This window comes from Rhodococcus sp. 05-339-2 (genome assembly GCF_002258965.1).
Classification (GTDB): Bacteria; Actinomycetota; Actinomycetes; order Mycobacteriales; family Mycobacteriaceae; genus Rhodococcoides.
Genome location: NZ_NOYW01000004.1, coordinates 190372 through 205382 on the forward strand (window position 1 = coordinate 190372; position 15011 = coordinate 205382).

The window sequence follows — 15011 nt, forward strand, 5'->3', positions numbered from 1 at the left end:
TCACTCGAGCAGGCTCCGGCCCAGATAGCCGTCGTCGACCACTCCCGGCAGCACGGCGAACACCGCGGACCCGATGGGTGTCGTCCATTCGTTGAGCGCATCGAATTCGGCGAGGCGCCGCTGAATCGGGAGGAACTGGGTGAGCACATCGCGCTGATAGCTTGCGAACAGCAGCCCGGAGTTCGACACCGAGCCGGGAGCAGGTGGGTCGTCGTAGTTGTACGCCCGCCGGAAGATTCGCTCGCCGTCGTGAGTGTGCCGCGCCCGAGCGATGTGCGAGGACGGTGGGATGACCGGAATGCCGAATCGATCGGTCACGTCGAAATCGGCCTCGTCGAACTCGTCGGTTCCGGTCAACGGCGCACCGGTGTCGAGAGTTCGCCCCACCGACAACTCGCGGCCGGGTCGGTCCAATTCGTCCCAGGTATCCATCTCGATTCGAATGCGCCGCAACACCATCGACGTTCCGTGCTGCATCCAGGGCTGCTCGCTGCCGTCGTCCCAGACCAGACCGTCGAAGTCCGTACTTCCGGCCGCCGGATTGACCGTGCCGTCGACCTGGCCCATCAGATTGCGCATCGTGGTGCCCGATTCCTCGGTACCCCGCGATCGCCGGAACCCGCGCTGCATCCAGGCGATCGTCACCAACGATCGAACGTTCTTGGCGAGTACCCGCACTGCGTGCGCAACGGTCACAGGATCGTCCGAGCACACCTGCAGCAACAGATCTCCACCGGTGAATCCCGGCTCCAGACGGTCGATTCCGAACGCAGGAAGCGGCGCCAGCCACGTTGGGCGCCGATCCGGCAGACCGATCGCATCGAACACACCGGTGCCGAGTCCGACCGTCACCGTCAGACGCGCCGGCCGAAGTGCCAATTCCGCCTCGGTATCGGCCAGCGCGGGTGCACCGGCAGTGAGCCGTCCGATGTCCTCGGTCCAGACCTTCAGAATCCCGATCAGCTCGTCGCGTCCGACACGATCCTGCAGATTCAGACCGACGAACGTCGAGTGTGCCTGCGGCGGAACGGTATCGATCCCGGCTTGATGAATACCGCGCCACGGCACCGTGTCGGCTCCGGTGGTCGTCTCGGCCGCATGGTTGCCGAAGACTCCGTAACCGGTCGCTGCTCCCACGCCCGCGACGCCGAGCGCGGCGACGCCTCCACCGAGGAGGCGTCGCCGGCTCAGCGAGCGTGGAGACCGGTTCTCGTTCTCAGCCACCGTGCGTCGGCGCAGGGGTCGCCGACCCGTCCGTGTTCATGCCCATGGTGCCGGGCTCGTAGTTCTCCTGGGCCCCGGAGAAGTCCCTGACCTGGGCGGTGAACGTCGCAGTCGACGCATCCTCGAACTCGAGGGTGAACTCTGCGTCGGCTCCTGGCGTCAGCGGAAATGTGACGTCCATGAGCATCAGGTGGTCGCCGCCCGCGGCGAGCACGTGGGTGCCGCCCGCCGGAATGACGAAGCCGCCCTCCTTGGGCCGCATCACCATCGCTCCGTCGTCCCCGGTTGCCATCTCGTGCAATTCCATTCGGCTCGATGCCGGTGACGATGCACCGACCACGTGCACGTCCGCGTCGCCGGTGTTCTGCAATTCGGCGAACGCCGCGGTCATACCGGAGTCGGCGGCTTTGACCCATTGCTCGCGAACGACGACGGAATCGGACTCCTTCGCCGCGGCGGCCGGCTGGGTGCTCGAGCATCCGGTGAGCATCAGGCCGGTGACCGACAGCGCGGTCACCAGCGTCGAGGTGCGACGGGTGATATTCATGCGAGTTCGCTTTCATGTTGGGAAGCAGCGGAATTGGCGGCTCTGGTCCGAGCTCGACGAAACGAGCCGAGCACGACGTCGACAGCGAGGAAGGCCACCAGGCTCAGCCCGAGGAGTGGGACGAACCAGCCGACGGCGACGGCGACGACCGCCAAGACGGCGACGGAGATCGGCGAGATACGGCGAAGACCGCCGCGCAGGGGCGGCCGGCCCGCAGTGAGACCGGTTGCCTTGGTGGGCCGGCGCTTCCACCACATCATGTAGCCGCGCACGATGACCGATGCCAGCGCAACTGCAAGCGCGAGCAGGGCCAGCTGATTGGCCACACCGAACAGCGTTCCCATGTGCAGTTGAATACCCCAGGCAGCCAGCTTGGCCGCGAGCGGCCAGTCGGAGAAGTACAGGGTGTCGACAACCGTGCCGGTGCTGCCGTCGATCGAGATGGAGTTGTTCGACATCAGCCAGGGCCGGCGGGTTTCGGCGACGACGAACGCTGCGTCGTCCGACGCTGGGATCGACGCCTCCACGGCCCCGTCGATACCGTTGGCCTTCGCGATGTCGAGGACCGAATCGATGCGTCCGACATTGCTGTTCGTCGTCGACGCGTCGGCCGCCATGTCCATCGAATGCCCGCCGTGACCGGAATGATCGGGCGTCGCCGCGTCGGAAGAGCCGATGGTCTCGGTGATGGCAGGTGTGGTCCAGCTCAATGCCGAACGCAGCTCGGTGACGTTCTCCCCCGCGTAGGTGGACCACGTGAGTCCGGTGGCGGAGAGAAATACCAGACCGACGGCGATCCAGATGCCCGCCACACCATGCCAGTTCAAAGACCTGTTGCGGCCTTTGGACTTTCGATCGAAGGTCAGCAGCCTGGCTTTGTCGCGGTTGCGCCGGTAGCGCTCGACCCACAGGTAGAGCCCGCCGAGCGCGATCACCCACAGCCACGATGCGGCGAGTTCGCTGTAGAGCCGACCGGGCTCACCCAGGTGCAGGTGGCGGTGGAGCTCGGAAATCCAGGTGCGTAGAGGTAACGCGCCGGAGGAGCCGTACACCGTCGACTCGCCCACGGACGTCGCGGTCGAGGGATCGACGAAGACGGCCAGCCGCTTCGATTCACCGAGGGAGGGGTCGGTGAACATCACCCGGGTGGTGTCGCCGGGGTCCGTGGCCGGTCGCACTGCGGCGACGGTGAGGTCGGGTTGTTCTGCCTGCGCAGCTCGGATCTGATCCGCCACCGGTACGGCCGGGCCGGTGGGGTCGACGTGCAGGTAGTCCCGATACACGAGTTGTTCGATGGTCGGCGCGACGGCGTACAGCCCGCCGCTGATGGTGGCGATCAGGATGAACGGTGCGACCAGGATTCCCGCATAGAAGTGCAGCCGCAGGATCAGCGGACGCCAGCTACGGGGGCTGGTCGGACGGGTGGGCGGGGAAGGATCGGCGACGCGTTCCATTTCCGGTGTGGACACGAGGACTTCTTTCGTGAAGGCATGACTGGGCGCGCGGATGTGCGCGAGGTGGCATCGCACGACGGATCGAGCCGTGCGCAGACGGCGCGAATCGACGACAGTGCGAAGTACAGGATCGAATGCGGCAACAACGCACTACCCGACGCCTGACGAGCAAGGCGGGTGTGACGGTGGGTTGTGCTCAGGCAGTTCGAGCCGGTGGCCCGCGGTTTCCGCAGCCAGAAAGGTCGAGAAGTCGCGGTGATCCCGGAATCCGGTACACCGGCAGTGGCGGGGCGATGCGCTTGTCGTCGACGACGAGGGCGGCCAGTAGTGGGAGAGCCCTGCCCAGCGAGGTCACCGCGCGTCGGATGCCGAGTTCTGCACCCCTGATGGCCAGGGCACCGACCAGGACGGCGACCACGTGGGCCGCGAACATCTGCTCGGTGATCATGGGACCGTGATGGTGACTGTCGACGACGGTGAGCAGTAGATGGCCGATCGACTGGGTCGCAGCGAGAACGACCAGCAGTCGAGTGCGCGGTGCAGCCCCCGTCGGTGCCACCGCGGTTGCGTATCCGACGGCCGAGCACACCAGCGCCAGCAGCACGATCGACGCATCGGACGGGGCCATCCCGCCGCCGACGGTGTGCGCCCAGGCGGTGACCAGCGCCGAGAGTCCGCCCACGGAGGCACCGCGCAGAGGCGCGAATCCTTCCGTCGGCTCGGACATGGACGGGAGCTTACTACCGACTACACCGAGTAGTAGTCCGGGCACGGCAGCGACGCTCCCGTTACACCAAAGCCGGTCCAACGGTCTTTTTACGGTTGGTTATCCTGATCATCGGTACTCGAACGATCAACGGTCGAGCCGCGAGATCGAGAGTGGTCGCACATGGCAGAGAATTCGGACGCGGCTCAGGCGAGGGTGTTCGCCGACATGCTGAGCGCCGAGATCGCGGCTGCGTCGAGTCGCATCGAGGACTCCGAGCAACTCGCCCGCAAGGCGTTGAGAGTCGGCGATTCGCGCAGCCATGTGTGGCACAGCGACGAGGCCCAGACTCAGAAGCAGTCGCTCTACGAGCTGCACCGCCAGCTGGATGCGTTGCGCAACCGATTCCCCGCCGTGCACCGCCCGTAGGAACGGCCGCCGATCGAAACATTCGACGCCTTATCGACACTGATTACCGTATTGGATTAGGGTCGAGCTCCATGGCCGAAGATTCGTTCGATTCCACGGTTGCGCGCGTCCATGATGTGCACCGACGCCTCGTCGATCGCGGCACCGGATCGGGCCTTCCGACCGTCCCCGCAGCCGACGGGACATGTGTTCTGCCGTCGCCGCCGCCACTCCCACCGATGCAGCTCCGCACAGCACTGCGCGACCGCCGGTCGCACTACCGATTCGCGGACATGGACGCGCTGCGGCTCTCGACTCTTCTCCGGTCGGCAGCGGGGCCCGGTCGAACTACCGAGCGGCCGGACGGCAGGCCACACACCTTCCGGATGAATCCGACGGCAGGCGGTCTCGATTCGATCGACCTGCATCTCGTGGTCCTCCGCGGTACAGGTGAGATCGGTCCGGGGACCTACCTTTTCGATCCACATCGACACGTTCTGAGCAGAACCGGCACCGGACCGTGCGTCGACGCACTCGAATCATGCCTCGTGCAGCCACAATTCGCGCGGCGGGCACCCTTCGTCGTGATTCTCGTCGGACGCCTCGACCGAACCCTGATCAAATACAGCGAACGCCACTATCGCACCCTTCACATCGACGCCGGCATCGCCGCGCAGAACCTGTATTTGGTCGCGACTGCACTCGAATCGGCGTGCTGTGCAATCTCGGGCTTCTACGACGAAGAGCTTTCGCACTTGCTCCGCCTGGACCGACTGTCCGTTCCGTTACTGGCTTTCGCGCTCGGCTGACTCGGCGAGGACGGCGAGCAACGGTAGCCGCGGCACCCCGAGCCGCAGGGCTACCGCCCCCGCAAGAGCGAGCGCGCCCGCTCCGAGCACGACGGCCGCGGTCACGCCGAACATATCGGCAACGGCGCCGCCTGCCGCAGCTCCGAAGGGAGTTCCACCCATCGCGATCATCCGCGCCGTGGTGTTCACCCGGGACTGCAGGTGGTCGGGCGTGACGGACTGACGAACCACGATGCCATTGACGACGATCATGGTGTTGGCGGCCTGATAGACGATCAGGAGCAGTAGAGACACAGCGAGTGCGCCCGTGACGGACCACGCCAGCATCGACAGGAAGGCCACCACCAAGCCGAGGCACGTGATCACGCCGGTCCCGACCACCCGTTGAATTCGTGCACTGACCAGACTGATGAGGAATGCTCCGAGAGCCGTTGCTGCATAGAGTGATCCAATTCTCGCATCCTCGGCGGCGAGACCGAGCTGCCGAACGCCGACGACCACCATCAGTCCCACCACCACACCGTTGGCGATGCTCACCCCGACGCCGACCGCAGTCAGTGCCCGCACCACGCGGTGCCGCCGAATGAATGCCACACCCTCGACGATCGACCTGCCGAGATCGGAACCGCCCCGAGCCGACGCGGCGCTCACGGGTATCGCGATCGTCGAGGTGACCACCGTCGCGACGAGAAAGCACAGTGCGTCGATCGCGATGGCACCCGGCGGACCCAGCGTCGTCGCGGCGATACCACCGAGCAACGGTCCCGCGATCCCGATCACCGTCCCGACGCTGACCAGTGTGCCTGTCGCGTCCGCGATTCGACGGCGTCCCACCAAGGCCGGTACGACGCCGAAGGACGCTGCATCGAAGAAGACGAACAGCGTCGACACGGCGAACGCAACGATCATCAGGTGTGCAACGGTCACCGACGCGATCATGTGGGCCGCCGGAATACTGGCCAGAGCCAGTGCACTGCCGAGTTGAGCGGCGAGCAGGACTGCGCGCCGGTCGTACCTGTCGGCGAGCGCACCTGCGATCAGTCCGAACATCAGGTAGGGCAACGACTCCACTGCGAAGGCGACACCGGAGAGGAGCGGCGAGCCGCTCAGCTGATAGACCAGCATCGGCACGGCCACCGTGGACATCGCGTTGCCGATCCAGGCGACCGCACGCGCAAGGACGAAGCGTCGAAAGGCGGTCACAGGCTCGGAGGCGGAGCGAGCAGCAGCGTGTTCGGATCGGTCGGGTCGCAATCGGGCGCGTGCTGCCGAGCGATGTCGCGCCATCGGGGTAGCCCGAAGTAGGGAAATGCGGCCGGGGCGTTGGGAATCAAGCCAGAGGCACAGACCCGGGCCACCCTCAGTGGCGTCGACGCCACGTCCGAGGTGGTGATGTCGCAGACGACCACCTCGTGGCCCGCTACCGCGAGCGCGCTCCGTATACCGTCGGCGGTGCCGCGGGGAAGCTCGTCTATCGATACCGTCTCCGCCGGATTCGTGAAGCGGGGAAGGTACGCGGCCTGAGTACGGGGATCGAGCCACACCTGGGCTTGTGCGCCCAGGTCGCGGACGTGTTCACTGCGCGCTCCGGCGGCATCGAGGTAGCTGCGATCGACGCGGTGGTCCAGGTAGAGACCCGGCGACAGCACCCCGGCGCGCATCGACCCGAACACCCAGCCGTCTGCCTCGACCAGCCCTCGGGTGAAGACCCAACTGTGGATCGCTTCGAGAACGGCCTTGCGTGCCGTCTCGACCGGGTCCAGCTTCGCCGAGAAGCCGCCTGCGACGATTCCGAGTTCGAGATCATGAACAACGGCCGCTACCACCGGAACTCCGAAGTACGATGGCAGCTCGAGGAGATGACACCGCAGTCGTGAATCGCCGAGGTCTGCCGTGAGTCCAGGCACCGATGCCGGATCTATGCCCCGCGCAGGCAGGTTCAAGTGCCACCACAGCGACAGCGAATCTCGCTCCACGAGCTCGAGCAGTCCACGTGTGGCCGCGTCGTCGAGCCCCTGTCCGGTGGCGATGCCGGCGTAGTTCAGATGATGAATCCACGGGTCCTTCCTGCGAGATCCGCCGCGCCAGTTGAGGTACACGTACGAGGCCGGAACTGCGACACACGCCCCGTCGTCCGATGTCCCGTCGACCCAGGCGACTCGTGAGTTCTGGGTGAAACGCTCGAACGGAAAGCCTGCAGAGTTCAGCTGCCAGGGCGCGAAGAACTCGAATGTCTCGTTCCCCCAATGGCGGACGCCCTCGGCGCGCAGTTCTGCGGGAGTTGCGTAGCGCAGCGTGTTCGGTACGTAGTTTCCGCAGTACCGCTCCACTGCCTCGCCGATCGCCGCAATACGGGCCCCTGCGGGATCCGCGAAAGTGGTACCGAGCGACACCAAGTCGCACGGCCACTGTCCGAGCGCACGGGTATCGGCGATCTCCGCCGTCAGTCCGACGTACCGTTCCGGCATCCCGTCGAGCCTCTCGACCGGATGCAGCGCACGGATCAATCCGGTGAAGGGGTCGACCAGATCGTCTGCGCGGAAGGAGACATCGCTCATACAGGCATCTCCAACTCGATGCCGCGCACGGTACGTTGCATCGGCACCGCTCGGGTTCCGTACAGATGATCGTCGTCGGTGTGCAGATCGCGGGCATATCGCGGGAAGGCGTGGGCCGAGATCATCAGTGTCAGTTCCTCTCCCTCGTGAATGTGTGTGGACAGCGGCGCGAGATGCACGACGGAGTCGAGGGACATGCCGTGAGTCAGTTGCTCCACCTCGCCGCCGCGCCGGTGGGCGACGAGCATCGCGCCCCAGTGCCGGTCGCAGTCGCCGCTGTCGACGCGCACCACGGGAGTTCCGACAACGGCTCCGGCTCGCCACGGCACCGGACGGGCAAGGCAATCCGAGCGTGTCGCCAGTCCACGAAAATCGGTGCCGGGTGTACAGGAAGGGAAGGGCTGCAGAGGATCTGCGACGAAGCTGCCACCGGGCAGCTCGATCGTCGCTCGGGCAGTGGGCCAGTTCTCCAGCCGCAGCGGACCACCGGGGTGTCCGTACAGCTGCGCTCCGGTCCACGGCCGACCGTCGAGCGCCGCACCCAGCCATGCGCTCATGCGCTCGGCGCGACCCGACCCCCGCATCGAGTGATCCCACGGTCCGAGGGCGAGTGCCGACGGGCCGCCCCACGACGACCAGAGGTCGACGGTGTCCTGGCCGAACCAGTCCGCAGTCCCACCCTGCGCCAGCAGCGGACAATGTTGTGCTGCAGCGTGGTTCCTGCGTTCCGCATCCGACCTGCCGGCCTCCAGGACCGAGCGCCACGAGGGTATCGGGGGGCTCGACGAGCCTCCGATGTCGGACACCGGCAGCGTCTCCAGCAGATCGGCCGATGCCGAACTCTTGCCAGAGTGGGCGGCATCGCCGTGCTCGGACCACCAACCGAGGCGCGACTGCAGGTAGAAGGCCCGGTCTCGATTTCGCGCCGTCTCCCCCATCCCCAGAGCGGGCACGACGACCGATACGCCGGCTATTCCCTCGACTTCAGCTGCAGCGACAGCGGTTTCGGTGGCACAGTGCGCTCCGTAGGACGTGCCGTAGAGGAACAGAAAGGGGGCCTGCGACCACCACGCTTGCGCGGTGATCCACTCGACGCAGGCCAAGCCGTCGGCCCCTTCACCGTGATATGGGTGAAACGACCCGGTGGAGCCGTATCGGCCGCGCACGTCCTGGACGACCGTGGTGAATCCGCGCACGGCCCAGCCCGCAGCCTCGGCGAGGTGAGCTTCGCTGTTGTACGGAGTGCGAATCAACAGCACGGCACGCGGACTCCGCGCCTTCACGACGAAGGTACGAAGTCCCCCGATCTTGTACTCGCGCTCCGTCATCGAGGCGGTTCCGGTACAGGCAGAATCGGGTGCCGAGTCACCCGCAGCGTACGGAGGTCGATCGCCGTCACGCAATGGTCGGCCGTGGGATCGATGACCTCCGCCAGAACCTGAGCCGCCACGAATTCGGCCGCCGCGTCGGACACCGGATGGATCGACGAGATCAGACGCCGCCCGCCGGCGCGAGGGGCGTAGCCGTCCTCGATTCGTTGCCTGTTCCGACGGGATGCGGCGCGCCGCATCGTCACATCGGTCAGCCGGACCCCCTCGGGCACAACGACGTAACGATTGCCGTCACGGAAACAGCAGATCGACCCACCGGACCCCAGAGTCTCGACGCCGTTGTCACTCACGGAGATCGATCGAGTCGCCGCACGCCCTGTGGACTTACCGACGCGCCCCAGCATTCCCACCAGCGCAGCAGCGACAGAGCCGCAGCCGAGCACCGCAACCTCCTCGGTCGACGAATCGGGAACGACATGGCCTGCGGTGAGTAGCGTGGACAGCGCCGTCTTCGGTTTCGCGGACACCGGTGCCGCGGAGCCGTCCAAAGCTACCGCCAGTTGATCGAATTCCTCGCGGTCGAGCGCGAGAGCGAAGTGTTCGTCGTCGGCGGTGCGGAGCACGAATCCCGAATCGGATTCGTACAGTTCGGTTCTGGGTGCAAGTTTCATGGCGACGGCCCGGCCGGGGCCTGCACATGGTGGTGTGCAGACCCCACCGAGATCAGTCCTCGGCTTCCTCGAAGGGATTCTCGACCAGGGCGTTGCTGTGGCCCGCGGAGTGCGTCGCCAGGGATACCGGCGACTGGATCGAACGGAACAGCTCGTTGTCGTTCATGGTTCTCCTTCTTCGATGGGCAAATCGGTTGCAGTGCAACCGATCCATGGACTCGACATCGTCGAGGTGTCCGACCCTACGTCAAGTGATAATGATTTTCAATAACGGCTACGAACTTTCTAGCTCATCGGTCACAGTGGCGAGCACCATGCGCAACGAGATCGTTCCGCGCCCTGTCGCCCATACCCCGGCGTCCACCTCGATCACCCGATCGTTGCGGGCCGCCGCCACACCCGACCACAACGGATTGCTCGCCAGCCGGTCCGAGAGAGGCTCGCTGTCGGAGCCCGACGAAAATGCCTGCGCGAACACCACATCCGGATCCACCGACGCGATCTGCTCCACCGATACCGTCGCGAAGGCATCGGTTCCCGCCTGCCACGGATAGTCACTGACCTCCGCGAGAAGCGAGCCAACGGGGGTGTCGACGGAATCGACTCCGAGACTGCCCGGTTCGCCGTACATCGACAGCGTCGTGAGGCCACTCCACTTCCCTGCGGACGCGTCGACCTCGGCGGTGAACGCCTCGGCAGCGGCGTCCGCCTCCTGCTGCCGGTCCGTCACACGGCCTATGGTGCGGAGGAATTCGACCGAATCCCGCCAGGATGTCGGGTTCACCAGGTACATCGGTGCCACTTCCTCGACGGCACCGCGCAACCCGTCCTGTACTCCCCCGAGTCCGATGACGAGGTCCGGTTCCGAGAGCGCGATGTCCTCGACGTTCTCTTCACCGAATCCGCCCGTGATCTTGCGCATGTCGGCATCCGGGCCGGCGTAGCGGGGATCGGCTGCAAGTTCCTCACGGTAGGCGACTGGGGTCATGCCCACCTCCTTCAACGCGTCGACGCACATGAGCGTCAGACACGCGATTCGCTCGACGGGTGCATCGAGTTCGATCACCGTTCCGCTGTCGTCGGTGACCGTGACCGCAGATGCCGCGTCGACGTCGCCCGCATCGGCAGTACTGCAGGCTGCGAGCGCGAACACCGAGAGTGCGAGTGCGGCGAACGATCGAGAAGAGCCGGACAACTTGCGCATGGGAACTCCTTTGCAGAATGATGTGTCCGAAATGATAACCATTACCGATAGAGGGGTTCACGCCGCGGGTACCTGCGCCTGCGTCGCCGTGATCGTGCTGGCCCTGTGCCTGGGTGAGCCGACTCTCGATCCGGCGCGCGCGCTGCACGCCGTGCTCGACCCGTCGAATCCCCTCCATCGGCACGTTGCGCTCGTTCGACTGCCGCGTGTGCTGCTGGGCCTGGTGAGCGGTGCGGCCCTCGGCCTGGCAGGAGCATTGATGCAGGATGTACTGCGCAACAGGATTGCCGGTCCGGAGATTCTCGGCGTGTCCTCCGGTGCAGCTGTCGCGATGACGGCCGTTGCCGTGTTTGCCATTCCGTTGCCGCTCACAGCTCTTCCCTATCTGGCATTGTGCGGCGCAGCTGTCGCCGGCATCGCGGTGATCACCACCGTCGGACCGACCAGCGACCCGCACCGCGTGGTACTGCTCGGCGCTGCGGTCAGCGCTCTCGCGTCGGGACTGGTCATCGCGCTGGTCAGCCTGGGCACCGAAGGGAACCTGCCACTGCTCTTTCGGTATCTGCTCGGCAGTCTCGGTGAGCGAGGGTGGACCCATCTCGGTGTCGCGGCACCGTGGCTCGCCGTCTTCATCCCGCTCGCTCTGCTCATGCGGCATCGGGTCGCTGCCCTTGCACTCGGGGACGATGTGGCTGCGGGACTTGGCATCTCCGTGGTACCGACCCGGCTGATCGCACTGGTGTGTGCCGCTGCGCTCACCGCCGCAGTGTCATCGGTGTGCGGTCCGGTTGCCTACGTCGCGTTGCTGTCTCCACATCTGGCTCGGTGGGCTCTGCACACGAGCAGTTCACGGCGGGTATTTCTGCTCACGCCCGTCATCGGCGCATTCCTGCTCGCTGCCGCCGATCTGGCGTCGCGAATCATGCTGTATCCGAACGAGATTCCCGTGGGCATCACGACGACTCTTCTCGGGGTTCCGGTACTGCTGATCGCTCTGCACAGACAGGCCGCCACGCGATGAAGGCTCGTCACCTCGTGGTGATCGCGATGACGTGCGTCGCCGGCCTGGTGATACTTCACCTCGTCTCGGGGCGCAGCGAACTCGGAGCGGCCGAGGTGATCAGAGTACTGACCGGCACGTCGGAGTTACGGGCACACGAGATCATCGTCCGGAACTACCGCCTTCCACGGGTGCTCGTCGGATTGGTCGCCGGCGCACTCCTGGCACTGGCCGGCGTGTTGCTGCAAGCGGTCATGCGCAACCCCCTGGCCGAACCGTCGACGACGGGCGTGGGATCCGGTGCGGCACTGGGCGTTGTGTTGTCGATTCTGGTGCTACCTGCCTCCGGTGCCGCGCCCCTGGCGTCACTACTCGGTGCCGCAGGCGCCGGACTGGCTCTGTACCTCCTGGGCCGACGCTCCCTGGCGGTCGCGGGAATCCTGATCGGCGCTGTCCTGTCCGCGGTGACGTCACTGCTGCTCGTCGTCGATGCCCAACCGATGGGGGTGGTCCTTCGCTGGCTGATCGGCTCTCTCAATGCCAGGACTATCGACGATTGGAATCGACTGTGGCCCTGGGCAATCGTTTTGATACCGGCCGGGCTTCTATGTGCGTCACTCGCCAATGCGCTCGTGCTGGGCGACGCGACGTCCACCGGCCTCGGGATTCGCCCCCACAGGACTCGAATGTTGCTGCTCGCCATCGCGGTACTGGCCACGGCAACGGCCGTCACGGCCGCGGGTGCCGTCGCGTTCGTCGGTTTGATCGCACCTCACTCCGCGCGGGCCGCGCTCGGCGGCGACCACAGAGTATTGATTCCGGTCAGCGTGATCGGCGGTGCCGTGTTGCTGTCCTCCGCAGACCTACTCGCCTTCAGTGCGTCGATCGACATCCCAGGCAGCGGACCGGATGTATCAGGGCTTCCGGTCGGGGCCGTGACGGCACTCGTCGGCGCTCCCTATCTCATCTGGCTGATCAGAAAGGACGCCCGATGACGGGCTACGTCACCACACCGATTCTCGAGGCTGTCGACCTCGGGCTCGGGTATCGCAATCGGACGGTCTCGGAGCACCTCGACATCGCTATCGAGAAGGGAACGGTCACCGCGTTGGTCGGCCCCAACGGATCGGGCAAGTCGACGTTGCTGATGGCCTTGGCCAGGGTCTTGGCTCCTCGGCACGGACAGATACGGCTGGACGGCACCCCTCTGCGTGATCGGTCGTCGATCGAGACAGCCCGACGACTCGCGATCCTGCCCCAGACCGCAATCGCACCGCAGGGGCTGCGTGTCCGAGAGCTCGTCGAACAGGGTCGATACCCGAGGCTCGGTGCCCTGTCGATGCTCAGACGGCACGACGACGAGGCCATGCACACAGCGATGTCCTCGACCGGAATCCTCCACCTCGCCGACCGAACTGTCGATTCGCTCTCCGGCGGGGAGCGTCAACGTACCTGGATAGCAATGGCTTTGGCGCAGGAAACCGAAGTACTGCTACTGGACGAACCCACCACGTACCTCGACGTGCGTCATCAGATCGATGTGATGGAGCTGGTCGTCGATCTGGTCGCGAATCGGGGGAAGACCGTCGTGATGGTGCTACACGATCTCAATCAAGCAGCGCGGTACTGCGATCGAATCGTGGCCATGCGCGATGGTGTCATCGTCGCCGACGGTCATCCGCGCGACATCGTGACACCGACGCTGCTCGAAGACGTATTCGAGATCCGCGCCCGAGTGGTGGCCGACCCGGTTGTCGGTAGGCCGATGTTCATCGCCGAGTGAGCTGCGGGTCAGAGCTTTCCCACGACGGCGATGATCAACTCGGTCAATTCATCGGTCGCGTCCTCCGGTGCGAGAGTGCCGGATACCGCCGCCTGAGAGAGCGCCTCCGCTGCACCGAAGATCGCGGTGATCGAGGGTGCCGAGATACCCCCGGATCCGCTGTACGGCTCGAGAATCGACCGGCATCGTTCGGAGTACGCCCGTTCGGCAGTCCTCTTGACCTGTTCGAGTTCGGGCGAGCCCTCCAGTGCCGCCAGGACACCCGTCAGCTCACGCCCCTGCGCCAACGCGCAGCCCACGTACGAGTCGGCGATGGCCTGTGCGCGTCCGTTCAACGAGTCGGGCGCGGATCGGAGCGATTCCTCGAGCATGACCGTTTGTCGGTCGTCGAATTCTGTGAACAGTGCGGCCAACAGTTCTGCACGCGAGGCGAAGTGGCTGTACACCACGGGTTTTGCGACGCCTGCATGTTCGGCGAGTCGGCCGAGCGTCAGAGCGTCGGCCCCCTCCGCTCGCACGAGAGCCCAGGAGACCGCCACCAACTGGTCGTATCGGTCGGAGCGAGACAGTCGCGTCCGGGCCATCGGGCACCTCCTTGCGCTATATACGAATAGTAACCTACTGTTGGTACATAGCCGCTTCGCCGAACCGAAGGAACCAGCCATGACCGCACTCGTCGTAGTCTCCCATTCCGACCCCGACTCACTGACCCACCACGTCGCCCGATCCGTGACCGACGCAATCCGCACTGCAGGTGACGCCGTCGAGACGGCCGATCTCGCCGCGGAGAACTTCGACCCACGGTTCGCCGATGGCGACCTCGATCTGTTTCGGGGAAAGGGAAACACGCCCGCGGACGTGCGGGCCGAACAGGACAGAATCGACCGCGCCGATCACCTGGTTCTGGTCTTCCCCATGTACTGGTGGTCCATGCCTGCCCTGCTCAAAGGGTGGATCGATCGCGTCTTCGTCAGCGGATGGGCCTACGATCTCACTGCCGACTACGGCATCGTCAAGAAGCTGGATCGACTCACCATCCACCTGGTCTCCCTTGCCGGCGACGACGCCGACAGCTTCGAGCGCCACGGCGTGTACGACGCATTCCGCACGCAGATCGAACGCGGTATCGTCGAATACTGCGGTGCCACAGTGGGGTCGAGAACTTTCCTGCACGAAACCGATACCAAGACCCCCGACGCTCTCGCTGCGGAGGTCGCCGAACTCGCGACCTCCCTGGCGGCCCGGATTGCCGACCGCGAGAAGACCCTCACCCACTGAGCAGGGCCGCGCCCGGAGAGCACCACCGACGTGCGGCG

The 15011-nt window shown here is 65.6% G+C and carries 18 protein-coding genes; 7 read left to right on the top strand and 11 right to left on the bottom strand.

Features of this window, described 5'->3' with window-relative positions:
- The 3 genes from CH273_RS01920 to CH273_RS01930 are packed head-to-tail and all read right to left on the bottom strand — an operon-like array spanning position 1 to position 3240.
- Complete coding sequence (locus tag CH273_RS01920; RefSeq protein ID WP_052049661.1) at positions 1-1224, bottom strand: Dyp-type peroxidase; 1224 nt, start codon at positions 1222-1224, stop codon at positions 1-3.
- On the bottom strand, positions 1217-1771 hold the full coding sequence (locus CH273_RS01925) for a copper chaperone PCu(A)C (protein WP_032396019.1): 555 nt from the start codon (positions 1769-1771) through the stop codon (positions 1217-1219). Before CH273_RS01925 ends, CH273_RS01920 begins: the two co-directional genes overlap by 8 nt.
- Positions 1768-3240 carry a PepSY-associated TM helix domain-containing protein gene (locus CH273_RS01930; protein ID WP_032396020.1) on the bottom strand — a complete coding sequence of 491 codons (1473 nt, stop codon included), beginning with the start codon at positions 3238-3240 and terminating at the stop codon, positions 1768-1770. Before CH273_RS01930 ends, CH273_RS01925 begins: the two co-directional genes overlap by 4 nt.
- Positions 3241-3261: 21 nt before the next feature.
- Here CH273_RS01930 and CH273_RS28055 point away from each other — a divergent pair, with 21 nt between their 5' ends.
- Complete coding sequence (locus CH273_RS28055) at positions 3262-3390, top strand: hypothetical protein (RefSeq protein ID WP_256991274.1); 129 nt, start codon at positions 3262-3264, stop codon at positions 3388-3390.
- A gap of 31 nt (positions 3391-3421) precedes the next feature.
- Here CH273_RS28055 and CH273_RS01935 read toward each other — a convergent pair whose 3' ends face one another.
- Positions 3422-3952: a hypothetical protein gene (locus CH273_RS01935; protein ID WP_032396021.1), complete on the bottom strand. Its 531-nt coding sequence runs from the start codon at positions 3950-3952 to the stop codon at positions 3422-3424.
- A gap of 162 nt (positions 3953-4114) precedes the next feature.
- Here CH273_RS01935 and CH273_RS01940 point away from each other — a divergent pair, with 162 nt between their 5' ends.
- Positions 4115-4360: a hypothetical protein gene (locus CH273_RS01940; protein WP_032396022.1), complete on the top strand. Its 246-nt coding sequence runs from the start codon at positions 4115-4117 to the stop codon at positions 4358-4360.
- Between the two features lie 71 nt (positions 4361-4431).
- Positions 4432-5148, top strand: coding sequence for a SagB family peptide dehydrogenase (locus tag CH273_RS01945; protein WP_052049663.1), 717 nt, complete (start codon positions 4432-4434; stop codon positions 5146-5148).
- On the opposite strand, the gene CH273_RS01950 is transcribed toward CH273_RS01945, so the two are convergent.
- The 6 genes from CH273_RS01950 to CH273_RS01970 form a co-directional block, all read right to left on the bottom strand.
- Entirely contained in the window at positions 5125-6351 is a 1227-nt protein-coding gene (locus CH273_RS01950) for an MFS transporter (RefSeq protein WP_052049666.1), read from the bottom strand. The genes CH273_RS01945 and CH273_RS01950 overlap by 24 nt on opposite strands.
- Positions 6348-7706, bottom strand: a complete 1359-nt coding sequence (locus CH273_RS01955) for a YcaO-like family protein (RefSeq protein WP_032396023.1) — start codon at positions 7704-7706, stop codon at positions 6348-6350. Before CH273_RS01955 ends, CH273_RS01950 begins: the two co-directional genes overlap by 4 nt.
- Positions 7703-9034 (bottom strand): CocE/NonD family hydrolase, encoded by a 1332-nt coding sequence (locus CH273_RS01960; RefSeq protein WP_032396024.1) that lies wholly within the window; start codon positions 9032-9034, stop codon positions 7703-7705. The genes CH273_RS01955 and CH273_RS01960 overlap by 4 nt, the downstream gene beginning before the upstream one ends.
- Positions 9031-9708, bottom strand: coding sequence for a hypothetical protein (locus CH273_RS01965; RefSeq protein WP_032396025.1), 678 nt, complete (start codon positions 9706-9708; stop codon positions 9031-9033). The genes CH273_RS01960 and CH273_RS01965 overlap by 4 nt, the downstream gene beginning before the upstream one ends.
- 52 nt (positions 9709-9760) lie before the next feature.
- Entirely contained in the window at positions 9761-9874 is a 114-nt protein-coding gene (gene amiA / locus CH273_RS28060) for a streptamidine family RiPP (RefSeq protein ID WP_254924168.1), read from the bottom strand.
- A 108-nt stretch (positions 9875-9982) separates the two neighbouring features.
- On the bottom strand, positions 9983-10912 hold the full coding sequence (locus CH273_RS01970) for an ABC transporter substrate-binding protein (RefSeq protein ID WP_179275400.1): 930 nt from the start codon (positions 10910-10912) through the stop codon (positions 9983-9985).
- A 31-nt stretch (positions 10913-10943) separates the two neighbouring features.
- On the opposite strand from CH273_RS01970, the gene CH273_RS01975 reads away from it, so the two are divergent.
- The 3 genes from CH273_RS01975 to CH273_RS01985 are packed head-to-tail and all read left to right on the top strand — an operon-like array spanning position 10944 to position 13695.
- On the top strand, positions 10944-11933 hold the full coding sequence (locus CH273_RS01975; protein WP_179275401.1) for a FecCD family ABC transporter permease: 990 nt from the start codon (positions 10944-10946) through the stop codon (positions 11931-11933).
- Entirely contained in the window at positions 11930-12907 is a 978-nt protein-coding gene (locus CH273_RS01980) for a FecCD family ABC transporter permease (RefSeq protein ID WP_032396026.1), read from the top strand. Before CH273_RS01975 ends, CH273_RS01980 begins: the two co-directional genes overlap by 4 nt.
- Positions 12904-13695, top strand: coding sequence for an ABC transporter ATP-binding protein (locus tag CH273_RS01985; protein WP_032396339.1), 792 nt, complete (start codon positions 12904-12906; stop codon positions 13693-13695). The genes CH273_RS01980 and CH273_RS01985 overlap by 4 nt, the downstream gene beginning before the upstream one ends.
- Before the next feature lie 8 nt (positions 13696-13703).
- Here the strand turns inward: CH273_RS01985 and CH273_RS01990 are convergent, their stop codons facing one another.
- Complete coding sequence (locus CH273_RS01990) at positions 13704-14279, bottom strand: TetR/AcrR family transcriptional regulator (protein ID WP_032396027.1); 576 nt, start codon at positions 14277-14279, stop codon at positions 13704-13706.
- Positions 14280-14358: 79 nt separating this feature from the next.
- Here CH273_RS01990 and CH273_RS01995 point away from each other — a divergent pair, with 79 nt between their 5' ends.
- The gene (locus tag CH273_RS01995; RefSeq protein WP_032396028.1) at positions 14359-14973 is read left to right on the top strand and encodes an NAD(P)H-dependent oxidoreductase; all 615 of its coding nucleotides are present in this window, start codon (positions 14359-14361) and stop codon (positions 14971-14973) included.
- Positions 14974-15011 lie beyond the last annotated feature (38 nt).

Bases quoted from the DNA above. Each gene is read 5' to 3' on its own strand.
- CH273_RS01925 (WP_032396019.1), bottom strand. From the start codon at position 1,771: ATGAATATCACCCGTCGCACCTCGACGCTGGTGACCGCGCTGTCGGTC.
- CH273_RS28055 (WP_256991274.1), top strand. From the start codon at position 3,262: ATGACTGGGCGCGCGGATGTGCGCGAGGTGGCATCGCACGACGGATCG.
- CH273_RS01935 (WP_032396021.1), bottom strand. From the start codon at position 3,952: ATGTCCGAGCCGACGGAAGGATTCGCGCCTCTGCGCGGTGCCTCCGTG.
- CH273_RS01940 (WP_032396022.1), top strand. From the start codon at position 4,115: ATGGCAGAGAATTCGGACGCGGCTCAGGCGAGGGTGTTCGCCGACATG.
- CH273_RS01945 (WP_052049663.1), top strand. From the start codon at position 4,432: ATGGCCGAAGATTCGTTCGATTCCACGGTTGCGCGCGTCCATGATGTG.
- CH273_RS01955 (WP_032396023.1), bottom strand. From the start codon at position 7,706: ATGAGCGATGTCTCCTTCCGCGCAGACGATCTGGTCGACCCCTTCACC.
- CH273_RS01960 (WP_032396024.1), bottom strand. From the start codon at position 9,034: ATGACGGAGCGCGAGTACAAGATCGGGGGACTTCGTACCTTCGTCGTG.
- CH273_RS01965 (WP_032396025.1), bottom strand. From the start codon at position 9,708: ATGAAACTTGCACCCAGAACCGAACTGTACGAATCCGATTCGGGATTC.
- amiA (WP_254924168.1), bottom strand. From the start codon at position 9,874: ATGAACGACAACGAGCTGTTCCGTTCGATCCAGTCGCCGGTATCCCTG.
- CH273_RS01970 (WP_179275400.1), bottom strand. From the start codon at position 10,912: ATGCGCAAGTTGTCCGGCTCTTCTCGATCGTTCGCCGCACTCGCACTC.
- CH273_RS01975 (WP_179275401.1), top strand. From the start codon at position 10,944: ATGATAACCATTACCGATAGAGGGGTTCACGCCGCGGGTACCTGCGCC.
- CH273_RS01980 (WP_032396026.1), top strand. From the start codon at position 11,930: ATGAAGGCTCGTCACCTCGTGGTGATCGCGATGACGTGCGTCGCCGGC.
- CH273_RS01985 (WP_032396339.1), top strand. From the start codon at position 12,904: ATGACGGGCTACGTCACCACACCGATTCTCGAGGCTGTCGACCTCGGG.
- CH273_RS01990 (WP_032396027.1), bottom strand. From the start codon at position 14,279: ATGGCCCGGACGCGACTGTCTCGCTCCGACCGATACGACCAGTTGGTG.
- CH273_RS01995 (WP_032396028.1), top strand. From the start codon at position 14,359: ATGACCGCACTCGTCGTAGTCTCCCATTCCGACCCCGACTCACTGACC.